The sequence below is a fragment of the Streptomyces incarnatus genome, assembly GCF_001027185.1.
GTDB classification, from domain to species: Bacteria; Actinomycetota; Actinomycetes; order Streptomycetales; family Streptomycetaceae; genus Streptomyces; species Streptomyces puniciscabiei.
Genome location: NZ_CP011497.1, coordinates 5709288 through 5731484 on the forward strand (window position 1 = coordinate 5709288; position 22197 = coordinate 5731484).

A 22197-nucleotide genomic window follows, 5' to 3' on the forward strand; every position below is an offset into this window, starting at 1 on the left:
GCGAAAGCGTGGCGGGCCCCTACGCGTGCGTAGCGTCGCTCTGCGTGGAAAGTGACAGGCCGATGCCCCTTACGCAGCGGCCGGTCGCGGCTTACTCTGATCCCTGCTCGATAGTTACTCGCGAGTTAAACAACGCGAAGCACCAGCACGAACCCCCACCGTGAGTTAACCCAGCCGCACCGAGTCAGCCGCACCGTCGCGGGCCCCCGGAGGATGTCGTGAGCGACACACAGACCCTGATCGAGAACCGTCCGCCGTCCGTGGCGGCCCTCTTCCTGGAGCGCGTGGCGGCGACACCGGACGCCGAGGCCTACCGCTACCCGGTGCCGCCCGCCTCCGGCCAGGGCCCCGACGACTGGAAGTCGCTCAGCTGGGCGCAGGCGGCAGAGCGGGTGTACGCGATCGCGGCCGGCCTCATCGAGCTGGGCGTGCAGCCCGAGCAGCGCGTCGCGCTCGCCTCCTCGACGCGGGTCGAGTGGATCCTCGCCGACCTCGGCATCATGTGCGCCGGCGGCGCCACCACCACCATCTACCCGCAGACCAACGCCGACGAGTCGGCCTTCATCCTCTCCGACTCCGAGAGCCGGGTCCTGATCGCCGAGGACGCGGCCCAGGTCGCCAAGGCGCTCGAGAAGCGCGCCGAGCTGCCCGAGCTGACCAAGGTCGTCGTCATCGACCCGGCCGGCGCCGAGACGGGCGAGTGGGTGATCACGCTCGCCGAGCTGGAGCGGCGCGGTGCCGCCTACCTGGAGACGCACCCCGAGCTGATCAAGGAGCGGGTCGGCGCGATCAAGCGGGACCAGCTCGCCACTCTCATCTACACCTCCGGCACCACCGGCCGCCCCAAGGGCGTCAGGCTCCCGCACGACAACTGGGCGTACATGGCGAAGGCCATCGCCGCGACCGGCCTGATCAGCGGCGAGGACGTGCAGTACCTGTGGCTGCCGCTCGCCCACGTCTTCGGCAAGGTGCTCACCTCCGGCCAGATCGAGGTCGGCCACGTCACCGCCGTCGACGGCCGCGTCGACAAGATCATCGAGAACCTCCCGGTGGTGCAGCCGACGTACATGGCGGCCGTGCCGCGCATCTTCGAGAAGGTCTACAACGGCGTCGCCGCCAAGGCCCGCGAGGGCGGCCCGGCCAAGTACAAGATCTTCCAGTGGGCCGCCGAGGTCGCCCGCGAGTACGCCAAGGTCAGCCAGGACAACTTCCGCCGCACCGGAACCCACGCCGTGCCGTTCGGGCTCGCCGCCAAGCACAAGGTCGCCGACACCCTCGTCTACGGCAAGCTCCGCGAGGCCTTCGGCGGCCGGCTGCGCGCCTGCGTCTCCGGCGCCTCCGCGCTCGCGTCCGAGATCGGCTACTTCTTCGCCGGCGCCGGCATCCACATCCTGGAGGGCTACGGCCTCACCGAGTCCTCCGCCGCCTCCTTCGTCAACCCGGGCGAGGCCTACCGCACCGGCACGGTCGGCAAGCCGCTGCCCGGCACGGAGGTGCGCATCGCCGACGACGGCGAGATCCTGCTGCGCGGCCCCGGCATCATGGAGGGCTACCACGGGCTGCCCGAGAAGACCGCCGAGGTGCTGGAGTCCGACGGCTGGTTCCACACCGGCGACATCGGCGAGCTCTCGCCCGACGGCTATCTGCGCATCACCGACCGCAAGAAGGACCTCATCAAGACCTCCGGCGGCAAGTACGTCGCCCCGGCCGAGGTCGAGGGCCAGTTCAAGGCGGTGTGCCCCTACGTCTCCAACATCCTGGTGCACGGCGCCGACCGGAACTACTGCACCGCCCTCATCGCCCTGGACGAGCTCGCGATCGCGGACTGGGCGAAGGAGAACGGCCTGGCGGACAAGCCGTACGCGGAGATCGTCGCCGCGCCGCAGACGGTGGAGATGGTCGACGGGTACGTGCAGCAGCTCAACGCCGGACTGCAGAAGTGGCAGACCATCAAGAAGTTCCGGCTGCTGCCGCGGGATCTCGACGTCGAGCACGGGGAGATCACGCCGAGCCTGAAGCTGAAGCGGCCGGTGGTGGAGCGGGAGTACAAGCACCTCATCGAGGAGATGTACGCCGGGACGCGGGAGAAGTAAGGGGTCGGTTCGGTGAGTGGGGAACTGCGGGTCCGTTGTGGTTGCTCGCGCAGTTCCCCGCGCCCCTGGGTAGGTTGAGCTCGCCGGCGTTCGAAAGTGGTCGTCTTCTGCCCATTTCAGTGACTCAGCGCTTATAGCCGCCCCCTCTCTGTCACCCTGGCCGCATGGACATGGCGGCCATACCGACGCAGCGGGAGAGTGAGCCCCGGGCCCGGGAGGTGCGGGGGCGGGCCACGCTGCCCGGAAGTCCTCTCGCGCCCGGGGCGGCCCGTGCGCTGGTGCGGGCCGCGCTGGCCGAGGGCGCCGAGGTGTCCGAGGTCCCGGCGCGGCTCGTCGACGACGCCATGGCCGTCGTCAGCGAGCTCGTCACCAACGCCGTCGTGCACGCCGGCACGGACGTGCAGGTCGACTGGCTGCTGGAGGAGACCGGCGCGTTCGTGATGGAGGTGGGCGACCGGCATCCCTCCCGCGCCCCGCGCGACCCCCTCGCTGCCGAGGGGCCGTACGACACCCCCGAGTACGGCCGCGGCCTGCGGCTGGTCACCACGCTCGCCGAGTCCTGGGGCGTCACCTACCGTGCCGGCGCCAAGACCGTCTGGGCGCGGCTGCCCCCGGGCGGCGTCGAGGACCCGGACACCCCCGCCCCGGACGCCGCCCTGGAGGTCGCCGAGGACCTGGCCCCGCAGCCGCACCGCGCCGGCGGCGACCGGGACTGGCTCGGCCGGGGCGCGCTGTCGTTCCTCGCCGAGGCCTCCGACCTGCTCGCCGGGCAGCTGGACGAGAACCTGGTCACGGCGCTGACCGGCCAGCTCATCGTGCCCCGGCTCGCCGACTGGTGCGCGGTGTGGCTGGAGGACGAGGCGACCGTGCGCGGCGGCGCGGCGAACGGTCCCGACCGGGTCTGGCACGCCAGCGAGAACCACATCGAGGAACTGCGCTGCGCCCTGGAGAAGGAGCCGCCCTGCCCGCACGAGGGCCTGCGCTCCGGCCCCGAGCCGTACCCGTGGCCCGGTCACGCGCTCGGCCCGCAGGGCGCCGAGGGCACGGCGCTGGCGTACCGGCTGATCGCGGGCGGCCGGCCGCTCGGCACCCTGGTCATCGGCCGGTGCGGGCTGCTCGGCTTCCCCGACGAGGTCACCGGGCTCGTGGAGGACCTCGGCCGCCGGGTGGCCCTCGCCATCGGCGCGGCCCGCCAGTACGCCCGTCAGGCCACCATCAGCGCCGTCCTGCAGCGCGGCCTGCTGCCCGGCGCGGTCGCCGAGATCCCCGGGGTGAGCAGCGCGCTCGTCTACGAGCCCTGCGACAAGGGCGGCCCCAGCGGCGACTTCTACGACCTGTTCCCGGCCGGCGACGGCCGCTGGTGCTTCGCCGTCGGCGACGTCCAGGGCAAGGGCCCGGAGGCGGCGGTAGTGATCGGCCTCGCCCGCCCCTGGCTGCGCCTCCTCGCTCGTGAGGGCTACCGCGTCGCCGACGTCCTCGACCGGCTCAATCAGCTCCTCCTGGACGACGCCACCGAGGCCGCCGACGCCGCCGCCCGCGCCCTCGTCGCCGTCGGAGGCCGGCCGATGGCCGCGGACGGCCCGCAGACCCGCTTCCTGTCCCTGCTCTACGGCGAGCTGACCCCGTACGAGGGCGGGGTCCGCTGCACGCTCGCCTCCGCCGGCCACCCGCTCCCGCTGGTCCTGAGCCCGGACGGCACCGTGCGCACCGCCGCCGGCCCGCAGACCCTGCTCGGCGTGGTCGAGGACGAGACGTACACCAGCGAGACCCTCGATCTGCGTCCCGGCGACAGCCTGCTGTGCGTCACCGACGGGGTGACCGAGCGGCGCTCCGGCTCCCGCCAGTTCGACGACGGCGACGGCCTCGCCCGCGCCCTGTCCGGCTGCGCCGGGCTCAGCGCCGAACTGATCGCGGAAAGGATCCGGCGCCTGGTGGACGACTTCGGCGAGGGCCCGCCCGAGGACGACCTCGCCCTGCTGGTGCTCCAGGCGGAGTAAGGGCCGGCGTACTGGACAATGGAAGGCATGCCTTCCGCTCTCCCCGACGGCGAGCCCGTCCCCGCCGACGGCGCGCTGCCCGCGCACGCGCTCGCCGGGGCCGCCGGCCGCCCGCTCGGCTTCTACCTGCACGTCCCGTACTGCGCGACCCGCTGCGGCTACTGCGACTTCAACACCTACACCGCGACCGAGCTGCGCGGCACGGGAGGCGTGCTGGCGTCCCGCGACAACTACGCGGACACCCTGACGGACGAGATCCGGCTCGCGCGGAAGGTCCTCGGCGACGACCCGCGTCAGGTCCGTACGGTGTTCGTCGGGGGCGGTACGCCGACGCTGCTGGCCGCCGACGACCTCGTACGGATGCTGGGGGCGATCCGTGACGAGTTCGGGCTGGCGGAGGACGCGGAGATCACGACCGAGGCCAATCCCGAGTCGGTGGACCCGGCCTACCTCGCCACGCTCCGGGAGGGCGGCTTCAACCGGATCTCCTTCGGCATGCAGAGCGCGCGGCAGCACGTGCTGAAGATCCTGGACCGCACCCACACCCCCGGCCGCCCCGAGGCCTGCGTCGCCGAGGCGCGGGCGGCGGGCTTCGAGCACGTCAACCTCGACCTGATCTACGGCACCCCCGGCGAGAGCGACGACGACTGGCGGGCCTCGCTGGACGCGGCGATCGGCGCCGGTCCGGACCATGTCAGCGCGTACGCGCTCATCGTCGAGGAGGGCACCCAGCTGGCCCGCCGGATCCGCCGGGGCGAGGTCCCGATGACCGACGACGACGTCCACGCCGACCGGTACCTGATCGCCGAGGAAACCCTGTCCGCGGCGGGCTTCGACTGGTACGAGGTCTCCAACTGGGCCACCTCCGAGGCGGGCCGCTGCCTGCACAACGAGCTGTACTGGCGCGGCGCCGACTGGTGGGGCGCGGGACCCGGGGCGCACTCGCACGTGGGCGGGGTGCGCTGGTGGAACGTCAAGCATCCGGGGGCGTACGCGGCGGCCCTCGCCTCCGGCCGCTCACCCGGCGCGGGGCGGGAGCTGCTGTCCGAGGAGGACCGCCGGGTCGAGCGGATCCTGCTGGAGCTGCGGCTGCGCGAGGGTGCGCCGCTGTCCCTGCTGAAGGAGGAGGGACGCAAAGCGTCCCGCCGTGCACTGTCGGAGGGGCTCCTCCAGCAGGGCCCGTACGACGACGGGCGGGCCGTGCTGACGCTGCGGGGGCGGCTGCTGGCGGACGCGGTGGTGCGGGACCTGGTGGACTGATCACTCCGGCGGGTGAATCGCCATGGATTGCGGCTAGGGCTTCGTCTCGCTTCGTAGGGTACGGCTGTGAACGATCAGGGCATGATCGAGTTCTTCCAGCAGCTGGAGCCGCCGGAGGGCATCTGGATGGAGCTCCTGCGGAGGACCGTCGTTATGACGCGGAGCCCCGATCCGGTGCACAACACGAACGCCGAGCCGAGGGGCGAGGGTGAGAGCGCCGACTACCGCTCGCAACGGAAAGCCGAGTTCGGTGAACTGATGCCCCTGGAGTCCCTTGGTGTCGAACTCGGCACCAGTGGATTCGCCACCTACGAGAAGGTCAGGCCCCACCGCTACCCGTGACGAAGTCGATCAGCTCCTCCACCCGCCCCAGCAACTCCGGCTCCAGGTCCTTGTAGGACCCCACCCGCTTCAGGATCGCCTGCCACACCGCCCCGGTGTTCTCCGACGGCCAGCCCAGCGCCCGGCACACCCCCGTCTTCCAGTCCTGACCGCGCGGTACCGTCGGCCACGCCTCGATCCCCAGCGACGACGGCTTCACGGCCTCCCAGATGTCGATGTACGGGTGGCCCACCACCAGCGCGTGTTCACTCGTCACCGACTCCGCGATCCGCCACTCCTTCGTGCCCGGCACCAGGTGGTCCACCAGGACACCCAGCCGCGCGTCCGGACCCGGGGCGAAGGAGGACACGATCGACGGCAGGTCGTCCACGCCCTCCAGGTACTCCACCACCACGCCCTCGATGCGCAGGTCGTCGCCCCACACCTTCTCGACCAGCTCGGCGTCATGCCGGCCCTCGACGTAGATGCGGCCGGCGCGGGCCACGCGGGCGCGTGCACCGGGGACGGCGACCGAACCGGAGGCGGTACGGGTGGGCCGTACCGGACCGGAGGACGAGGGCCGTACGAGCGTCACCACGCGCCCCTCCAGCAAGAAGCCCCTCGGCTCCAGAGGGAACACCCGGTGCTTGCCGAAACGGTCCTCCAGCGTCACCGTGCCCGCCTCGCAGCGGATCACCGCCCCGCAGAACCCGGTGCCGGGCTCCTCCACCACCAGGCCCGGCTCCGCCGGTACCTCCGGCGCGGGCTGCTGCTTCTTCTTCCACGGCGGGGTCAGGTCGGCGGAGTACTGGCGCATTCGAGTGACGATAGGAGAAGCCGTACCCGAAGACTTACGACACGCCGAAACGCGTCGCCAGCTGATCACGTTGCCGTCGTACGAACCCCGCGTCCACCACCGCTCCGTGACCGGGCACGTACGCCGCGTCCTCACCGCCCAGCGCCAGCAGCCGGTCGAGCGCGTCCGGCCAACGGGACGGGAGCGCGTCCGGGCCGGCCTGGGGCTCGCCGGACTCCTCGACCAGGTCGCCGCAGAAGACCACCTCCGGATCCCCCGGGACCAGCACGGCCAGATCATGGGCCGTGTGCCCCGGGCCCACGTTCGCCAGCAGGACCTGGCGGCCGCCCCCGAGGTCCAGCGTCCACTCGCCGGAGACCAGGTGGCCGGGCGGCACCAGCGCGTCCACCGCCTCGTCGGCGTCGGCCACCGGCAGGCCGTTTCTGACCGCGTCCAGGCGCAGCTCCTCCCGCTCGTACGCGAAGACGGCGTCCAGGCCCACCGCCCCGTACACCTCCGCCCCCGCGAGGGCCGCCGCCCCGAGGACGTGGTCGAAGTGGGGATGGGTCAGCGCGAGATGGGTCACACGACCGCCGGCCAGCTCCTCCGCCCGGGCCCGCAGCCGCGCGCCCTCGGCCAGGCTCGAACCGGCGTCCACCATCAGCGCCCTACCCTCCCCGAGGACCAGTCCGGCCGTGCAGTCCCAGCCGGGCAGCCGGCACCGGCCGACCCCCGCGGCCAGCCGCTCCCACCCCAGCTCTTCCCAAGTCACCGTCATACCGCGACGCTAGCCGTACGAGCCGCCGGGACCGCACCGACCTTGCCCTCGGTGTACCCGACAGCCGTACACTGGGCCCGGGAACGCTGGCACTCGCCTGCGAAGAGTGCCAGGCGGACGAACCGCAGGACCGAGTGGAACCGAGGGGACGACGTGCTGGAGGTGCGCGCGGATGCTGAGTGAACGCAGGCTTCAGGTACTGCGCGCCATCGTCCAGGACTACGTCGGCACCGAGGAGCCGGTCGGGTCGAAGGCCCTGACCGAGCGGCACAACCTCGGCGTGTCCCCGGCGACGGTCCGCAACGACATGGCGGCCCTGGAGGACGAGGGGTACATCGCGCAGCCGCACACCAGCGCGGGGCGCATCCCCACCGACAAGGGCTACCGGCTGTTCGTGGACAAGCTGGCGGGCGTGAAGCCGATGACCGCGCCCGAGCGGCGGGCGATCCAGAACTTCCTGGAGGGCGCCGTCGACCTCGACGACGTCGTGGCCCGTACGGTACGGCTGCTCGCGCAGCTCACCCGGCAGGTCGCGGTCGTGCAGTACCCGTCCCTGACCCGGTCCACCGTGCGGCACGTGGAACTGCTCTCGCTCGCCCCCGCGCGCGTGATGCTCGTGCTGATCACGGACACCGGCCGGGTCGAGCAGCGGATGGTCGACTGCCCGGCGCCCTTCGGCGAGACCTCCCTCGCCGATCTGCGCGCGCGGCTGAACAGCCGGGTCGCGGGCCGCCGGTTCACGGACGTGCCTACGCTGGTCGAGGACCTGCCGGAGGCCTTCGAGGCCGAGGACCGCGGTACGGTCTCGACGGTGCTCTCCACCCTCCTGGAGACACTCGTCGAGGAGAACGAGGAGCGGCTGATGATCGGCGGCACCGCCAATCTCACCCGCTTCGGACATGACTTTCCCCTCACGATCCGGCCCGTCCTGGAGGCCCTGGAGGAGCAGGTCGTGCTCCTCAAGCTCCTCGGCGAGGCGAAGGATCCGGGCGTGATGGTGCGCATCGGGCACGAGAACGCCCACGAGGGACTCAACTCCACCTCCGTGGTGTCGGTCGGCTACGGTTCGGGCGGCGAGGCGGTTGCCAAGCTCGGCGTGGTCGGACCGACCCGCATGGACTACCCGGGAACGATGGGAGCGGTACGCGCAGTGGCACGGTACGTCGGACAGATCCTGGCGGAGTCGTAAGTGGCCACGGACTACTACGCCGTTCTCGGCGTGCGCCGCGACGCGTCGCAGGATGAGATCAAGAAGGCGTTCCGTCGGCTCGCGCGCGAGCTGCACCCGGACGTCAACCCGGATCCGAAGACCCAGGAGCGGTTCAAGGAGATCAACGCCGCTTACGAGGTGCTGTCGGACCCGCAGAAGAAGCAGGTCTACGACCTCGGCGGCGACCCGCTCTCGCAGTCCGGCGGCGCCGGCGCGGGCGGCTTCGGGGCCGGTGGCTTCGGCAACTTCTCCGACATCATGGACGCGTTCTTCGGTACGGCGTCGCAGCGCGGGCCGCGCTCGCGCACCCGGCGCGGCCAGGACGCGATGATCCGCATCGAGGTCGAGCTGGACGAGGCGGCCTTCGGGACGACCAAGGACATCCAGGTCGACACCGCGGTCGTCTGCAACACCTGCAACGGCGAGGGCGCGGCGCCCGGTACGACGGCCCAGACGTGTGACATGTGCCGGGGCCGCGGTGAGGTCTCGCAGGTCACCCGGTCCTTCCTGGGCCAGGTCATGACCTCGCGGCCCTGCCCCCAGTGCCAGGGCTTCGGCACCGTGGTGCCGACGCCGTGCCCGGAGTGCGCCGGCGACGGCCGGGTCCGCTCCCGCCGCACGCTCACCGTGAAGATCCCGGCCGGTGTCGACAACGGCACGCGGATCCAGCTGGCCGGTGAGGGCGAGGTCGGCCCCGGCGGCGGTCCCGCCGGTGACCTGTACGTCGAGATCCACGAGCTGCCGCACCCGACCTTCCAGCGGCGCGGCGACGACCTGCACTGCACGGTGACGATCCCGATGACGGCCGCGGCCCTCGGCACCAAGGTGCCGCTGGAGACCCTCGACGGCATGGAGGAGGTCGACATCCGGCCCGGCACCCAGTCCGGCCAGTCGATCCCGCTGCACAACCGGGGCGTCACGCATCTGCGCGGCGGCGGCCGGGGTGACTTGGTCGTCCACGTCGAGGTGCAGACCCCGACCAAGCTGGACCCCGAGCAGGAGCGGCTGCTGCGCGAGCTGGCCAAGCTGCGCGGCGAGGAACGGCCGCAAGGGCAGTTCCAGCCGGGTCAGCAGGGGTTGTTCAGCCGGCTGAAGGACGCGTTCAACGGGCGCTGAGCCGCCACTCGCGGAGGCTGTGACGGGGTGCTTAGGCACCCCGTATGCCGTTGGTTTATGCCATCGGACGCCCCGATTCGGACTCCTTCAAAGGACGTGACAACATGCGGTCATGTCCTCCGCGCTGACCGATCTCTTCCCCCACCCGATCGTGCAGGCCCCCATGGCGGGCGGCGTCTCCGTGCCGCAGCTCGCCGCCGCCGTCTCCGAGGCCGGCGGCCTCGGGTTTCTCGCCGCCGGGTACAAGACCGCCGACGGCATGTACCAGGAGATCAAGCAGCTGCGGGGGCTCACGAGCCGCCCCTTCGGCGTGAACGTGTTCATGCCGCAGCCCGAGTATGCCGAGTCCGGTGCCGTGGAGGTCTACGCCCACCAGCTCGCCGGAGAGGCCGCCTGGTACGAGACGGAACTGGGCGACCCGGACAGCGGCCGGGACGACGGCTACGACGCCAAGCTCGCCGTCCTCCTCGACAACCCGGTGCCGGTGGTCTCCTTCCACTTCGGCGTGCCGACCCGGGAGGTCCTGGACTCCCTCCGCCGTGCCGGAACCTTCACCCTGGTCACCGCCACCACCGCCGAGGAGGCGCTGGCGGTGGAGCGGGCCGGGGCCGACGCGGTGATCGCGCAGGGCGTGGAGGCCGGCGGCCACCAGGGCACCCACCGGGACCTGACCGAGAACGACGGCTCCGGCATCGGGCTGCTCTCACTGGTCGCGCAGATCCGCGAGGCCGTGCGCATCCCGGTCGTCGCCGCCGGCGGCATCATGCGCGGCGGCCAGATCGCCGCCGTCCTCGCGGCCGGCGCGAGCGCGGCCCAGCTGGGCACCGCCTTCCTCGCCACCCCGGAGTCCGGCGCCCAGCCGGTGCACAAGCAGGCGCTGACCAACCCCCTGTTCGCGCGCACCGAGCTGACCCGCGCCTTCTCCGGCCGCCCGGCGCGCGCACTGGTCAACCGTTTCCTGCGCGAGCACGGCCCGTACGCCCCCGCCGCCTACCCGGAGATCCACCACCTCACCTCGCCGCTGCGCAAGGCCGCCGCCAAGGCCGGGGACGCGCAGGGCATGGCGCTGTGGGCGGGCCAGGGCCACCGGCTGGCCCGCGAGCTGCCCGCCGGGCAGCTCGTGCAGGTGCTGGCCGCCGAACTCGACGCCGCCCGGACAGCGTTGTCGGCCAAGGGGGGCCTGCGATGACCGCGCCGGTGTTCGTCGTCGACTCGCTCCAGGGCGTGGGCCCCGGCTCGGTCGTCGACGTCACGGGCCCCGAGGGACGGCACGCGGTCTCGGTACGGCGGCTGCAGCCCGGGGAGAACGTGGTGCTGACGGACGGCGAGGGGCGCGGGGCCGCCGGGGTCGTCGTCGGCGTGTCCGGCAAGGACCACCTGGTGGTGGAGCCCTTCGAGTTCCCGGTGGAGCCGGAGCCCAGCCCCCGGATCACCGTGGTCCAGGCCCTCCCGAAGGGCGACCGGGGCGAACTCGCCGTCGAGACGATGACGGAGACCGGTGTCGACGTGATCGTGCCCTGGCAGGCCGCCCGGTGCATCACCCAGTGGAAGGGCGAGCGGGGCCAGAAGGCACTCGCCAAGTGGCGGGCCACCGCCCGCGAGGCCGGCAAGCAGTCACGGCGGCTGCGCTTTCCCCGGGTCGCGGACGCGGCGAGCACCAAGCAGGTCGCCGCGCTTCTCGCCGAAGCCGACTTCGCCGCCGTGCTCCACTCCGATTTCGAGCACGAGAGCGGCCGGCTGGCGACCGCCGAACTGCCCGCCGAGGGCGAGATCGTGCTGGTCGTCGGCCCCGAAGGTGGCGTCGCGCGGGACGAGTTGGCGCTCTTCGAGGAGGCGGGTGCCAAGGCGTACGTGCTCGGTCCTACCGTGTTGCGTACATCCACCGCCGGCACCGCCGCCGTGGCCCTGCTGCTGGGCCGCACCGGCCGCTGGTCCTGACACCTGGGGGACACCGTGGAACTCGCCCAAGTCCGGCTCCTCGTCACCGACTTCGCCGCCTGCTACCGCTTCTACGCCGACGTCCTCGGCCTCAAGCCGCAGTCCGGGGCGACCGAGGGCCCGTACGAGAAGTTCAGCCCGCACGCCGGCTCGGCGGGGATCGCGCTGCAGGACCGCTCGATGATGGCCGAGGTCCTTCAGGAACTGGGCGAGACCGCCACCGGCCACCGCTCCCTGGTCGTGCTGCGCGTCGACGACCTGGACGCCTACGTGTCGGAGATCACCGCCCGTGGCGCCGTCCTGGCGCACGGCCCGGCCTCCATGACCGACCGCATGCGCGTCGCCCACCTCAAGGACCCGGAGGGCAATCTGGTGGAACTCCAGGAGTGGCTGCTGCTGCGCGGCTGACGGCGACGGTGGGCAGCAGGGCCCACCCGTCCAGCTCACCGGCGTTCACGTCACCGGAGGCGGGCCTGCGCCGTCGTATCTCCTCCGCGAAGGCTCGCACGGCGCCGGGCTCGTGCAGATTGACGGAATACCCGCGTTCGTCGGCGACCAGGCCGGAGTGCCCGTAGGCGCCACCGGTCCCCGGGAACACGATCCTGGTCCGGGACCCGCCCCGGTACAGCGTCAGCACCTCGGCGCACGGCCCGTCGTCCCGGTGCCGGTGTCGCACGGTCCACCGGTACACGGTCCCGTCCGGCAGGACGAGCCGCCTGAGTCTGCGTTCACCGCGCATGCGGCCAGACCAGGCGCCAGGCGCTCCACTGGTTGAGCCCAGAAGACGTGAGTGGCCGTATGTGGCCTTCCGGGGCGGGCGGGCCGGTGGCAGTCTGCCCTGCATGGGGGTTTTGAGAGGGATTCGGGGCCGGACGCGTGGGACTCGGGTGGTGGCCGTGGCGGGGCTCGTCGTCGTGGGCGGTGCGGCCGTGGTGGCCTGTCAGCCCGCCGGCCTCAGTCCCGCCACCGCCGCGTACACCACCGACGCCACCGCGACGGCCGAGCTCAAGCGGCAGCACGTCGACGTCAGCTGGCTCACCTGCACCGGGAACTACGGCGGCGCGGCGGGGCGGGCGCCCTCGGCGAGTGAGAGCACCGTCGTCTCCGTGGACTGTCAGGGTGAGACCAAGGACGGGCGGAAGATCCGCGTCACGGGCAAGGTGACCAAGGCCGTCGACGGGGCCTGTGTGCGGGGGCATCTGACGGCAGAGGTCGGGGGGAGGCGGGTGTTCCGCGTCGACGGGCTCGGCGACTGCGGTGCCACGCACGGGCCGACGTACCGGCCGCCCACCTATCGGCCGGGAGGCGGGAAGCCGACCGTGACCGTCACCGTCACCCGGACCCTGTGGTGCAAGGGCGACCCCACCTGCTGGCCCGCAGAGGGAAAGTGATCCGAACACCCGGCGGGCCGCGCCTGTCGCTGCGTACAGTGACGGAGTGACTCAGGGTGCCGCATACCTCCGTTTTCCCCATGTGCACGGCGACCTGGTGACCTTCGTCGCCGAGGACGACGTATGGCTCGCGCCCCTCGACGGCGGCCGGGCCTGGCGGGTCAGCGCCGACAACATGCCGGTGACCTCGCCCCGGATATCCCCGGACGGACGGCACCTCGCCTGGACCTCCACCCGTGACGGCGCCCCCGAGGTGCATGTCGCCCCGGTCGACGGCGGCCCCGCCGACCGGCTGACCCACTGGGGCAACCGCCGTACCGAGGTGCTCGGCTGGACCCCCGACGGGCGGGTGCTCGCGCTCGGCGCGCACGGCCGGCACAGCTTCCGGCACAGCTGGGCGTACGCCGTCCCGCTGGACGGTGGACCCGCCGAGACGCTCCCGTACGGCCCGGTCGGCGCTGTGGCCTTCGGCCCCGCCACCGTGCTGCTGTCCGCGCCGATGGGCCGCGAGGCCGCCCACTGGAAGCGCTACCGGGGCGGCACGGCGGGCAAGTTGTGGATCGACCGGGAGGGGGAGGGGGAGTTCGTCCGGCTGCACGAGGACGTCGACGGGAACATCGAGCGGCCGGTGTGGGTGGGGGAGCGCGTCGCGTTCCTCTCCGACCACGAGGGCACCGGCGCGCTCTACTCCTCCCTCGCCGACGGCTCCGACCTGCGCCGGCACACCCCGCTCGACGGCTTCTACGCCCGGCACGCGTCCGGAGACGGCCGTCGCGTCGTCTACGGCTCCGGCGGTGAACTGTGGCTGCTGGACGACCTGGAGGGCGCCGAGCCGCGCCGGCTGGACGTGCGGCTCGGCGGACCCCGGATCGATCTGCGGCCCCGCCCGGTGAACGCCGCCCACTGGTTCGGCGAGGCGGCCCCCGACCACACCGCGCGCGGCAGCGCCGTCTGCGTGCGCGGTGGCGTCCACTGGGTCACCCACCGCTCCGGGCCCGCCCGGGCCCTCGCCGCGACCCCAGGCGTCCGCGCCCGGATGCCGCGCGCCTTCCGCGCCGAGGGCGAGGAGTGGGTGGTGTGGGTGACGGACGCCGAGGGCGACGACGCCCTGGAGTTCGCCCCCGCGACCGGGACGGTACCGGGCGCCCCGCCCCGCCGGCTCGCCGCCGGACAGCTCGGCCGGGTCCTGGAGCTGGCCATGGCCCCCGACGGCAGCCGGGCCGCCGTCGCCGCGCACGACGGACGCCTGCTGCTCGTGGAACGCGAGACCGGCGAGGTCCGCGAGGTCGACAGCAGCGACGACGGCGAGGTCTCCGGCCTCGCCTTCTCCCCCGACTCCGCCTGGCTCGCCTGGGCCCACCCCGGCCCCCGCCCGCTCTCCCAGCTCCGCATCGCCCACACCACCGACCTGTCGGTCACCGAGGCGACCCCGCTCCGCTTCCAGGACTACGCCCCCGCCTTCACCCTCGACGGCAAACACCTCGCCTTCCTCTCCAACCGCGCCTTCGACCCCGTCTACGACGAGCACGTCTTCGACCTCGCCTTCGTGGTCGGCGCCCGCCCGCACCTGATCACCCTCGCCGCCACCACACCCTCGCCCTTCGGCCCGCAGCGCCACGGCCGCCCCTTCGAGACCCCCGACAAGGACGAGACCCCCGACAGCGAGGGCACCCCCGCCACCCGCATCGACCTCGAAGGCCTCGCCGACCGGATCGTCCCCTTCCCGGTCGAGGCCGGCCGCTACTCCACCCTGCGCGCCGCCAAGGACGGCGTGCTCTGGCTGCGCCACCCCGTGCAGGGCGTCCTCGGCACCGCCCGCGCCCACCCCGAGGACCCCGACCCGCACACCGAGCTGGAGCGCTACGACCTCGCCCAGCGGCGCCTGGAGCACCTGGCCTCCGACGCCGGCCACTTCGAGGTCAGCGGCGACGGCAGACGCGTACTGCTGTGGAGCGACGACCGGCTGCGGGTCGTCCCCAGCGACCGCCGCACCGGCACCGACGACGACGGCGACACCAGCGTCACCGTCGACCTCGCCCGCGTCCGGCAGACCCTCGACCCGGCCGCCGAGTGGCGGCAGATGTACGACGAGACCGGCCGCCTCATGCGCGACCACTTCTGGCGGCCCGACCTCGGCGGCGTCGACTGGTCCGGTGCCCTGGCCCGCTACCGTCCCCTGCTGGCCCGCCTCGCCACCCACAGCGACCTGGTCGACCTGCTGTGGGAGCTGCACGGCGAACTCGGCACCTCGCACGCCTACGTCATCCCCTCCGGCGGCCGCGGCGGCGGTCCCCGGCACGGTCTGCTCGGCGCCGACATCTCCCGCCATCCGGACGGCAGTTGGCGCATCGACCGGATCCTGCCCTCGGAGACCTCCGACCCGGACGCCCGCTCCCCGCTCGCCGCACCCGGTGTCGCCGTCCGCCCGGGCGACGCGATCATCGCGGTCGCCGGCCACCAGGTCGACCCGGTGACGGGACCGGGCCCGCTGCTCGTCGGCACGGCCGGCCACCCCGTGGAGCTCACCATCTCCCCGGCGGCCGGCGGCGAGCCGCGCCACACGGTCGTCGTCCCGATCGCCGACGAGGAGCCCCTGCGCTACCACGCCTGGGTCGCGGATCGCCGCGCCCACGTCCACGCCGCCTCCGACGGCCGCCTCGGCTACCTCCACGTCCCCGACATGCAGGCCCCGGGCTGGGCGCAGATCCACCGGGACCTGCGGGTCGAGGTGGCCCGCGAGGGCCTGGTGGTCGACGTCCGCGAGAACCGCGGCGGCCACACCTCCCAGTTGGTCGTCGAGAAACTGGCCCGCCGCATCATCGGCTGGGACCTGCCGCGCGGCATGCGCCCCACCAGCTATCCCCTCGACGCCCCGCGCGGCCCGGTCGTCGCCGTCGCCAACGAGTTCTCCGGCTCCGACGGCGACATCGTCAACGCGGCGATCAAGGCCCTCGGCATCGGCCCCGTCGTCGGCACCCGCACCTGGGGCGGCGTCATCGGCATCGACAGCCGCTACCACCTGGTCGACGGCACCCTGGTCACCCAGCCGAAGTACGCGATGTGGCTGGAGGGCGTGGGGTGGGACGTGGAGAACCACGGGGTGGACCCGGACGTGGAGGTCGTACAGAGACCCCAGGACTGGGCGGAGGGCAGGGACACCCAGCTCGATGAGGCGATCCGGCTCGCGTTGGAGGCGCTGGAGGAACGGCCCGCGAAAACTCCGCCGGGCATGCCGGCCTGATACGACTACGATGCACCGGTATTGATCACCAGCGTGAGGAGGCACACGCATGGCCGGAGAACCGCAGGACGACTGCCTGTTCTGCAAGATCGTCGCGGGTCAGATCCCGGCGACGGTCGTCCGCGAGACAGACACCACCGTCGCCTTCCGGGACATAAACCCCCAGGCTCCCACCCACATCCTGGTGATCCCCAAGGTCCACTACAGGAACGCCGCCGAGCTCGCCGCCGAAGCGCCGCAGGCGGCCGCCGACGTCCTCGCCGAGACCCAGGCCGTGGCCGACGAGGAAAAGCTGGAGAGCTACCGCATCGTCTTCAACACCGGCTCCGGCGCCGGCCAGACCGTCTGGCACGCCCACGCGCACGTCCTCGGCGGCCGTGGCCTGCAGTGGCCGCCCGGGTAACTCGCCGTGCCCGTACGTGAGTTGGTGATCCTCGGCACCGCCAGCCAGGTCCCCACCCGGCACCGCAACCACAACGGCTATCTGCTCAGGTGGGACGGCGAGGGCATCCTGTTCGACCCCGGCGAGGGCACGCAGCGGCAGATGGTGCGCGCCGGGGTCGCCGCCCACGACCTGAACCGGATCTGCGTCACCCACTTCCACGGCGACCACTCCCTGGGCCTCGCCGGTGTCATCCAGCGGATCAACCTGGACCAGGTGCCGCACGAGATCACCGCGCACTACCCGCGCTCCGGGCAGCGCTTCTTCGACCGGCTGCGGTACGCCACGGCCTACCGGGAGACGGCCGGCATCACCGAGGCACCGGTCGCCGCCGACGGCATCCTCGCGGTGACCGGGTCGTACACCCTGGAGGCCCGCAGGCTGTCGCACCCGGTCGAGTCCTACGGCTACCGGCTGATCGAACCCGACGGCCGCCGGATGCTGCCCGACCGGCTCGCCGCGCTCGGGATCACGGGCCCGGACGTCGGCCGGCTGCAGCGCGCGGGCCGGCTGGGGGAGGTCGCGCTGGAGGACGTCAGCGAGGTGCGGCGCGGGCAGCGGTTCGCGTTCGTCATGGACACCCGGCTCTGCGCGGGCGTGCACGCGCTCGCCGAGGGCTGCGACCTGCTCGTCATCGAGTCGACGTTCCTGGACGAGGACGCCGGACTTGCCGTGGAGCACGGGCACCTGACCGCCGGGCAGGCCGCCGCCGTCGCCCGGGACGCGGGCGTACGGCACCTCGTCCTCACCCACTTCAGCCAGCGCTACACCGAACCGGAGGAGTTCGAGCGGCAGGCGCGGGCGGCCGGTTTCGACGGCGAGCTGACCGTGGCGCACGACCTGCAGCGGGTGGCGGTTCCGAAACGGCGATAAAAGATCCGTACGATGCTTTGATGCCCCTCCCGAAAGCAGAACTGCACCTCCACATCGAAGGCACCCTGGAGCCGGAGCTGGCGTTCGAGCTCGCCGCCCGCAACGGCGTCGAACTGCCGTACGCCGACACGGACGCCCTGCGCAAGGCCTACCAGTTCGAGGACCTCCAGTCCTTCCTGAACCTGTACTACGAGCTGATGGCCGTCCTGCGCACCGAGCGGGACTTCGCCGACCTGGCCGACGCCTACCTGGCCCGCGCCGCCGCGCAGGGCGTCCGGCACGCGGAGATCTTCTTCGACCCGCAGGCACACCTGGCCCGGGGCGTGTCCATGGGCACGGTCGTGGACGGGCTGTGGCGGGCGCTGGGCAGCAGCGAGCAGAACCACGGGATCTCCACCCGGCTCATCCTCTGTTTCCTGCGGGACGAGTCCGCCGAGTCGGCCCTGGAAACCCTTCGGGCGGCCCGGCCGTACCTGGACCGGATCACCGGGATCGGCCTGGACTCCGCCGAGGTCGGACATCCGCCGGTGAAGTTCCGGGAGGTGTACGAGGCCGCGGCCGGGCTCGGGCTGCGGCGCGTCGCGCACGCCGGTGAGGAGGGGCCGCCGGAGTACATCACCGAGGCCCTGGACGTGCTCGGCGTCGAGCGCGTCGACCACGGGCTGCGCTGCGTGGAGGACCCGGCGCTGGTCGAGCGGCTGGTGCGGGAGCGGATCCCGCTCACCCTGTGCCCGCTGTCCAACGTCCGCCTGCGCACGGTCGACACGCTGGCCGACCACCCGCTGCCGGCCATGCTGGACGCGGGCCTGCTGTGCACGGTCAACTCCGACGACCCGGCGTACTTCGGCGGGTACGCGGGCGACAACTTCGCGGCCGTGCACCAGACCCTGGGCCTCTCGCGGGACCGGCTGCGCGAGCTGGCCCGCAACTCCTTCCTCGCCTCCTTCCTGGAGGACGACGAGGAGCGCCGGGCGCGCTACCTCGCCGAGGTGGAGGCGTACGAGTTCGGCGAGGCCGTGTCGTAGGCGTGCTGGGCGGGCACGGCGGCCCTCTCCACTGGGACTTCCACGACCGGGAGTTCCACGACGGGGAGGGGCCGCCTGCCCGCCCGCAGCGCCACCGCCGTCATCGGCACGGCGATCAGCAGCAGCGCGGCGCCGAGCACCCGTCCCATCACCGGGAAGCCCGCGCCCGCCGCCAGCACGCTCCCCGCCAGCGGTCCGGCCGCCGTCCCCAGTGAAGCCGCCGAGCCGACCAGGACCGCCCAGCGGCCGCGCGGGTCGAGGGAGGCGGCGAGGCCGATGACGTAGGACAGGACGACCGGGTACAGCACGTTCCAGGAGATCTCGCCCGCCGCGAAGGCCGTGAGGTCGTGCGCGCTCGCGCTGAGCGCGACGCAGCCCGCGATCAGCGCCGTACCGGCCCCGATGGGCACCGCCAGGCCCAGCCGGGGGCCGAGTGCGCCCGCGCCGACGACCCCGACGAGTCCGGCGCCGAGCGCGACCGCGAACACCGCGCCGACGGTGACCTCGGTGAGGTGGGCCTGGCCGAGTCCGATCCGGCCGCTGACGCCCCAGAGGGCGTTCTGGGCGAGGGACCAGCAGGGCATGGCGGCGGCCAGCAGCAGCCCGGCGCGGGGCCGGGGGAGCCGGCCGCGCGCGGCGGTCGTACGGGCCGGTGCGGTACGGCCGGGCAGGCGGCCGGTGAGCGGGAGGACCGCGAGTGCCGTGAGCGCGATGGCGGCCAGTGGCAGGCCGTGGCCGGGGCCGAGATGGGGGATCGTCAGGTACAGGGCGCCGGCCAGGGCGGAGACGCCGAGCAGGCCGAGGGTGGTGACCCGGTGCGGGTCCTTCCCCCACGCTCGAACATCCTCGCGCGGGGGGACCCCCATGGCGGCGATGCCGCTCGCGGCGACCGCGGTGACCGTGCCGGAGCCGAATCCGCCGATGACCGCGCCCGCGACGACGGCGGGTACGAAGGCCGTGAGGGCCGCACCGCCGTAGCCGAGGACGGCGAGCGCGAGGCCGAGCCGGGCGAGCGTGCGGGCGCCGATGCGGTCGACCCGGGAGGCCAGCAGGAAGCCCGCCGTCGCCGAACTCAGCAGCAGCGCACTGCCGATGGCCCCCGCCTGGGTGGCGGTGAGCGGAAGCGCGGAATCGAGCCGGCCGACGGTGGTCGGCAGCAGATAGGGAGCGAGATAGCCGGCCGTGAAAAGGGCGACGAGGGGCCAGGGCAGGGGGCGGGGGGCGGACACGGGCGTTCCTGGGCAGGCGAAGGGAAGGGCTTCGAGAGGGGGGGGTGACGCCTGTCGACGGACAGGAACATCCGAGGAAGTTGTACCAAGCACGCGGTTCACGGAAGAAGGCCGGGGGATGCGATCTACGTCACTTTTCGGTTTGCGTGATGGGGCCCGGGGTAAAAGCCGCTAGGCTGTTCGCATATGTAGACGCTATTCATAAGAGGAGATGATCAGGGTGGGCGGCGATCCGAGTCCCGAGGGTGTGGCGCGACGGCTGCGGGAGGGGATGGCGCGCGGGGTGCTGTCCTTCCCGCTCACCGCCTTCCACGAGGACGGCACGCTGGATCCCGACGGCTCGCGCGCCCATGTCGCCGGCCGGCTCGCCACCGGGCCCGGCGCCGTCTTCCCGGCCTGCGGCACCGGCGAGTTCTTCTCGCTGGACGAGGAGGAGTACCGGACCGTCGTACGGCTCACCGTCGAGGAGGCGGCAGGGCGCGTGCCGGTGGTGGCCGGGACCGGGTACGGCTGGGCGCAGGCCGCCCGGTTCGCGCGGATCGCCGAGGAGGCCGGCGCCGACGCACTGCTGGTGCTGCCGCACTACCTCGTCGACGCCCCCCAGGACGGCCTCGCGGCCCAGCTGGAGCGGCTCGCCGCACGCACCCGGCTGCCGCTGATCGCCTACCAGCGCGGCCAGGTCGCCTACACCGCCGAGACGTTGAGGCGCGTCGCACGCATCCCGAACGTCATCGGCCTCAAGGACGGCCACAGCGACCTCGACCGGCTCCAGCGCCTCACCCTCGCCGCCCCCGACGGCTTCCTCTTCTTCAACGGCGCCGCCACTGCCGAGATCCAGGCCCGCGCCTACGCCGCCGTCGGCGTCCCCGCCTACTCCTCCGCCGTGCACGCCTTCGCCCCCGAGATCGCCGGCGCCTTCTTCACCGCCCTGCGGGACGCCGACCACGGGATGGCCGACAAGCTGCTGCGGGACTTCTACGTCCCGTTCGTCGAACTCCGCGACCGCGCGCCCGGATACGCCGTGTCCCTGGTGAAGGCGGCGGCCCGGCTGCGCGGACAGCGCGTCGGACCCGTGCGCGCCCCGCTCACCGACCCCGCGCCCGCCGACCTCACCGACCTCGAGGCCCTGCTCACCGCCGGACTCGACCTCGTAGGAGCCGCCCTGTGACCCGTGACCTGACCATCGCCGAGGTACGGCTGACGCCGATCCTGGTCGCCGACCCGCCGCTGCTCAACACCCAGGGCGTGCACCAGCCGTACACCCCGCGGCTGATCGTGGAGATCGTCACCGCCGACGGGATCACCGGGCTCGGCGAGACCTACGGCGACACCAAGTACCTGGAGCTCGCCCGCCCGCTGGCCGAACGGCTCACCGGACGCTCGGTCATGGATGTGAACGGGCTCTTCGGGATCGACCTCGGCGTCGACGAGTCCCGGGTCCAGGGCGAGGTCGACGCCGGCGGGCTGCGCGGCGTGCAGAGCGCCGACAAGCTCCGGCTGTCGGTGCTGTCCGCCTTCGAGGTCGCCTGCCTGGACGCCCAGGGCAGGGCGCTCGGGCTGCCCGTGCACGCGCTGCTCGGCGGCAGGGTGCGGGACGCCGTCGAGTACAGCGCCTACCTGTTCTACAAGTGGGCCGGCCATCCGGCGGGCGTGACCTGCGAGGAGGACGACTGGGGTGCCGCGCTCGACCCGGCCGGAGTCGTGGCACAGGCGCGGAGGTTCACCGAGCGGCACGGCTTCACGTCCTTCAAGCTCAAGGGCGGTGTCTTCCCGCCCGACGAGGAGATCGCGGCCGTACGGGCCCTCGCCGAGGCCTTCCCCGGGCATCCGCTGCGCCTCGACCCCAACGGCGCCTGGTCGGTGGGGACCTCGCTGAAGGTGGCGAAGGAACTCGGGGACGTCCTGGAGTACCTGGAGGACCCGACGCTGGGTACGGCCGCGATGGCCGAGGTGTCCGCGGGAACCGGCGTCCCGCTCGCCACCAACATGTGCGTGACCACCTTCGGAGAGATCAAGGAGGCGTTCACCCGCGACGCCGTGCAGGTCGTGCTCTCCGACCACCACTACTGGGGCGGGCTGCGCAACACCCAGCGGCTCGCCGCGATCTGCGCCGCCTTCGGGGTCGGGGTGTCGATGCACTCCAACACCCATCTGGGCATCAGCCTCGCGGCGATGACCCAGGTCGCGGCCACCGTCCCCGGCCTGCGGCACGCCTGCGACTCCCACTACCCCTGGCAGTCCGAGGACGTCCTCACCGAGCGGCCGGCGTTCCGTGGCGGGCGGGTCGAGGTCTCCGACGCCCCCGGTCTCGGCGTCGAGCTCGACCGGGACGAACTGGCCCGGCTGCACCGGCGGTGGGCCGAGGACGACGGCGCGCTGCGCGACCGCGACGACGCGGCCGCCATGCGGCTGGCCGAACCGGGCTGGCGGCAACCCGTGATGCCCCGCTGGTAAGCCCCTGCACGACGGGCCGATTGGTGCACACTG

The 22197-nt window shown here is 72.9% G+C and carries 19 protein-coding genes; 16 read left to right on the top strand and 3 right to left on the bottom strand.

Annotation, left to right across the window (positions count from 1 at the left end; all coding sequences use genetic code 11):
- Positions 1–218 precede the first annotated feature (218 nt).
- The 4 genes from ABB07_RS25735 (at position 219) to ABB07_RS25750 (ending at position 5692) form a co-directional block, all read left to right on the top strand.
- Positions 219–2093: an AMP-dependent synthetase/ligase gene (locus ABB07_RS25735; protein WP_208900916.1), complete on the top strand. Its 1875-nt coding sequence runs from the start codon at positions 219–221 to the stop codon at positions 2091–2093.
- A 170-nt stretch (positions 2094–2263) separates the two neighbouring features.
- On the top strand, positions 2264–4090 hold the full coding sequence (locus tag ABB07_RS25740; RefSeq protein WP_208903626.1) for an ATP-binding SpoIIE family protein phosphatase: 1827 nt from the start codon (positions 2264–2266) through the stop codon (positions 4088–4090).
- Between the two features lie 27 nt (positions 4091–4117).
- Positions 4118–5350: a radical SAM family heme chaperone HemW gene (gene hemW, locus ABB07_RS25745; protein WP_208900917.1), complete on the top strand. Its 1233-nt coding sequence runs from the start codon at positions 4118–4120 to the stop codon at positions 5348–5350.
- Between the two features lie 66 nt (positions 5351–5416).
- Positions 5417–5692, top strand: a complete 276-nt coding sequence (locus ABB07_RS25750) for a hypothetical protein (protein ID WP_244189521.1) — start codon at positions 5417–5419, stop codon at positions 5690–5692.
- Here the strand turns inward: ABB07_RS25750 and ABB07_RS25755 are convergent.
- Both ABB07_RS25755 and ABB07_RS25760 read right to left on the bottom strand, forming a co-directional pair.
- Positions 5670–6488 (bottom strand): DUF3097 domain-containing protein, encoded by an 819-nt coding sequence (locus ABB07_RS25755; protein ID WP_208900918.1) that lies wholly within the window; start codon positions 6486–6488, stop codon positions 5670–5672. The two genes, ABB07_RS25750 and ABB07_RS25755, sit on opposite strands and share 23 nt — an antisense overlap.
- A gap of 34 nt (positions 6489–6522) precedes the next feature.
- The gene (locus tag ABB07_RS25760; protein ID WP_208900919.1) at positions 6523–7245 is read right to left on the bottom strand and encodes an MBL fold metallo-hydrolase; all 723 of its coding nucleotides are present in this window, start codon (positions 7243–7245) and stop codon (positions 6523–6525) included.
- A 172-nt stretch (positions 7246–7417) separates the two neighbouring features.
- On the opposite strand from ABB07_RS25760, the gene hrcA reads away from it, so the two are divergent.
- The 10 genes from hrcA to ABB07_RS25810 all read left to right on the top strand — a co-directional run bounded on the left by hrcA (position 7418) and on the right by ABB07_RS25810 (position 18481).
- Positions 7418–8434, top strand: a complete 1017-nt coding sequence (hrcA, locus tag ABB07_RS25765; protein WP_208900920.1) for a heat-inducible transcriptional repressor HrcA — start codon at positions 7418–7420, stop codon at positions 8432–8434.
- Positions 8435–9571 carry a molecular chaperone DnaJ gene (dnaJ, locus tag ABB07_RS25770; protein WP_208900921.1) on the top strand — a complete coding sequence of 379 codons (1137 nt, stop codon included), beginning with the start codon at positions 8435–8437 and terminating at the stop codon, positions 9569–9571.
- 112 nt (positions 9572–9683) lie between these two features.
- On the top strand, positions 9684–10760 hold the full coding sequence (locus ABB07_RS25775) for a nitronate monooxygenase (protein ID WP_208900922.1): 1077 nt from the start codon (positions 9684–9686) through the stop codon (positions 10758–10760).
- The gene (locus ABB07_RS25780) at positions 10757–11509 is read left to right on the top strand and encodes a 16S rRNA (uracil(1498)-N(3))-methyltransferase (RefSeq protein WP_208900923.1); all 753 of its coding nucleotides are present in this window, start codon (positions 10757–10759) and stop codon (positions 11507–11509) included. Before ABB07_RS25775 ends, ABB07_RS25780 begins: the two co-directional genes overlap by 4 nt.
- Positions 11510–11524: 15 nt before the next feature.
- Positions 11525–11917, top strand: a complete 393-nt coding sequence (locus tag ABB07_RS25785; protein ID WP_208900924.1) for a VOC family protein — start codon at positions 11525–11527, stop codon at positions 11915–11917.
- 434 nt (positions 11918–12351) lie between these two features.
- Positions 12352–12900 carry a hypothetical protein gene (locus ABB07_RS25790; RefSeq protein ID WP_208900925.1) on the top strand — a complete coding sequence of 183 codons (549 nt, stop codon included), beginning with the start codon at positions 12352–12354 and terminating at the stop codon, positions 12898–12900.
- A gap of 46 nt (positions 12901–12946) precedes the next feature.
- Entirely contained in the window at positions 12947–16141 is a 3195-nt protein-coding gene (locus tag ABB07_RS25795) for a S41 family peptidase (RefSeq protein ID WP_482268866.1), read from the top strand.
- A gap of 49 nt (positions 16142–16190) precedes the next feature.
- Positions 16191–16544 (top strand): histidine triad nucleotide-binding protein, encoded by a 354-nt coding sequence (locus ABB07_RS25800; protein WP_208900926.1) that lies wholly within the window; start codon positions 16191–16193, stop codon positions 16542–16544.
- Between the two features lie 6 nt (positions 16545–16550).
- The gene (locus tag ABB07_RS25805; protein ID WP_208900927.1) at positions 16551–17456 is read left to right on the top strand and encodes a ribonuclease Z; all 906 of its coding nucleotides are present in this window, start codon (positions 16551–16553) and stop codon (positions 17454–17456) included.
- A 20-nt stretch (positions 17457–17476) separates the two neighbouring features.
- The gene (locus ABB07_RS25810) at positions 17477–18481 is read left to right on the top strand and encodes an adenosine deaminase (RefSeq protein ID WP_208900928.1); all 1005 of its coding nucleotides are present in this window, start codon (positions 17477–17479) and stop codon (positions 18479–18481) included.
- Here the strand turns inward: ABB07_RS25810 and ABB07_RS25815 are convergent.
- Complete coding sequence (locus ABB07_RS25815) at positions 18433–19710, bottom strand: MFS transporter (protein ID WP_208900929.1); 1278 nt, start codon at positions 19708–19710, stop codon at positions 18433–18435. The two genes, ABB07_RS25810 and ABB07_RS25815, sit on opposite strands and share 49 nt — an antisense overlap.
- A gap of 211 nt (positions 19711–19921) precedes the next feature.
- On the opposite strand from ABB07_RS25815, the gene ABB07_RS25820 reads away from it, so the two are divergent.
- Both ABB07_RS25820 and ABB07_RS25825 read left to right on the top strand, forming a co-directional pair.
- Positions 19922–20878 (top strand): 5-dehydro-4-deoxyglucarate dehydratase, encoded by a 957-nt coding sequence (locus ABB07_RS25820; RefSeq protein WP_208900930.1) that lies wholly within the window; start codon positions 19922–19924, stop codon positions 20876–20878.
- Positions 20875–22164, top strand: coding sequence for a glucarate dehydratase family protein (locus ABB07_RS25825; RefSeq protein ID WP_208900931.1), 1290 nt, complete (start codon positions 20875–20877; stop codon positions 22162–22164). The genes ABB07_RS25820 and ABB07_RS25825 overlap by 4 nt, the downstream gene beginning before the upstream one ends.
- Positions 22165–22197: the final 33 nt, after the last annotated feature.

Coding starts and splice junctions, on each gene's coding strand:
- ABB07_RS25755 (WP_208900918.1), bottom strand. CDS start 6,488: ATGCGCCAGTACTCCGCCGACCTGACCCCGCCGTGGAAGAAGAAGCAG.
- ABB07_RS25820 (WP_208900930.1), top strand. CDS start 19,922: ATGATCAGGGTGGGCGGCGATCCGAGTCCCGAGGGTGTGGCGCGACGG.
- hemW (WP_208900917.1), top strand. CDS start 4,118: ATGCCTTCCGCTCTCCCCGACGGCGAGCCCGTCCCCGCCGACGGCGCG.
- ABB07_RS25790 (WP_208900925.1), top strand. CDS start 12,352: ATGGGGGTTTTGAGAGGGATTCGGGGCCGGACGCGTGGGACTCGGGTG.
- ABB07_RS25780 (WP_208900923.1), top strand. CDS start 10,757: ATGACCGCGCCGGTGTTCGTCGTCGACTCGCTCCAGGGCGTGGGCCCC.
- ABB07_RS25800 (WP_208900926.1), top strand. CDS start 16,191: ATGGCCGGAGAACCGCAGGACGACTGCCTGTTCTGCAAGATCGTCGCG.
- ABB07_RS25740 (WP_208903626.1), top strand. CDS start 2,264: ATGGCGGCCATACCGACGCAGCGGGAGAGTGAGCCCCGGGCCCGGGAG.
- ABB07_RS25775 (WP_208900922.1), top strand. CDS start 9,684: ATGTCCTCCGCGCTGACCGATCTCTTCCCCCACCCGATCGTGCAGGCC.
- ABB07_RS25810 (WP_208900928.1), top strand. CDS start 17,477: ATGCCCCTCCCGAAAGCAGAACTGCACCTCCACATCGAAGGCACCCTG.
- hrcA (WP_208900920.1), top strand. CDS start 7,418: ATGCTGAGTGAACGCAGGCTTCAGGTACTGCGCGCCATCGTCCAGGAC.
- ABB07_RS25760 (WP_208900919.1), bottom strand. CDS start 7,245: ATGACGGTGACTTGGGAAGAGCTGGGGTGGGAGCGGCTGGCCGCGGGG.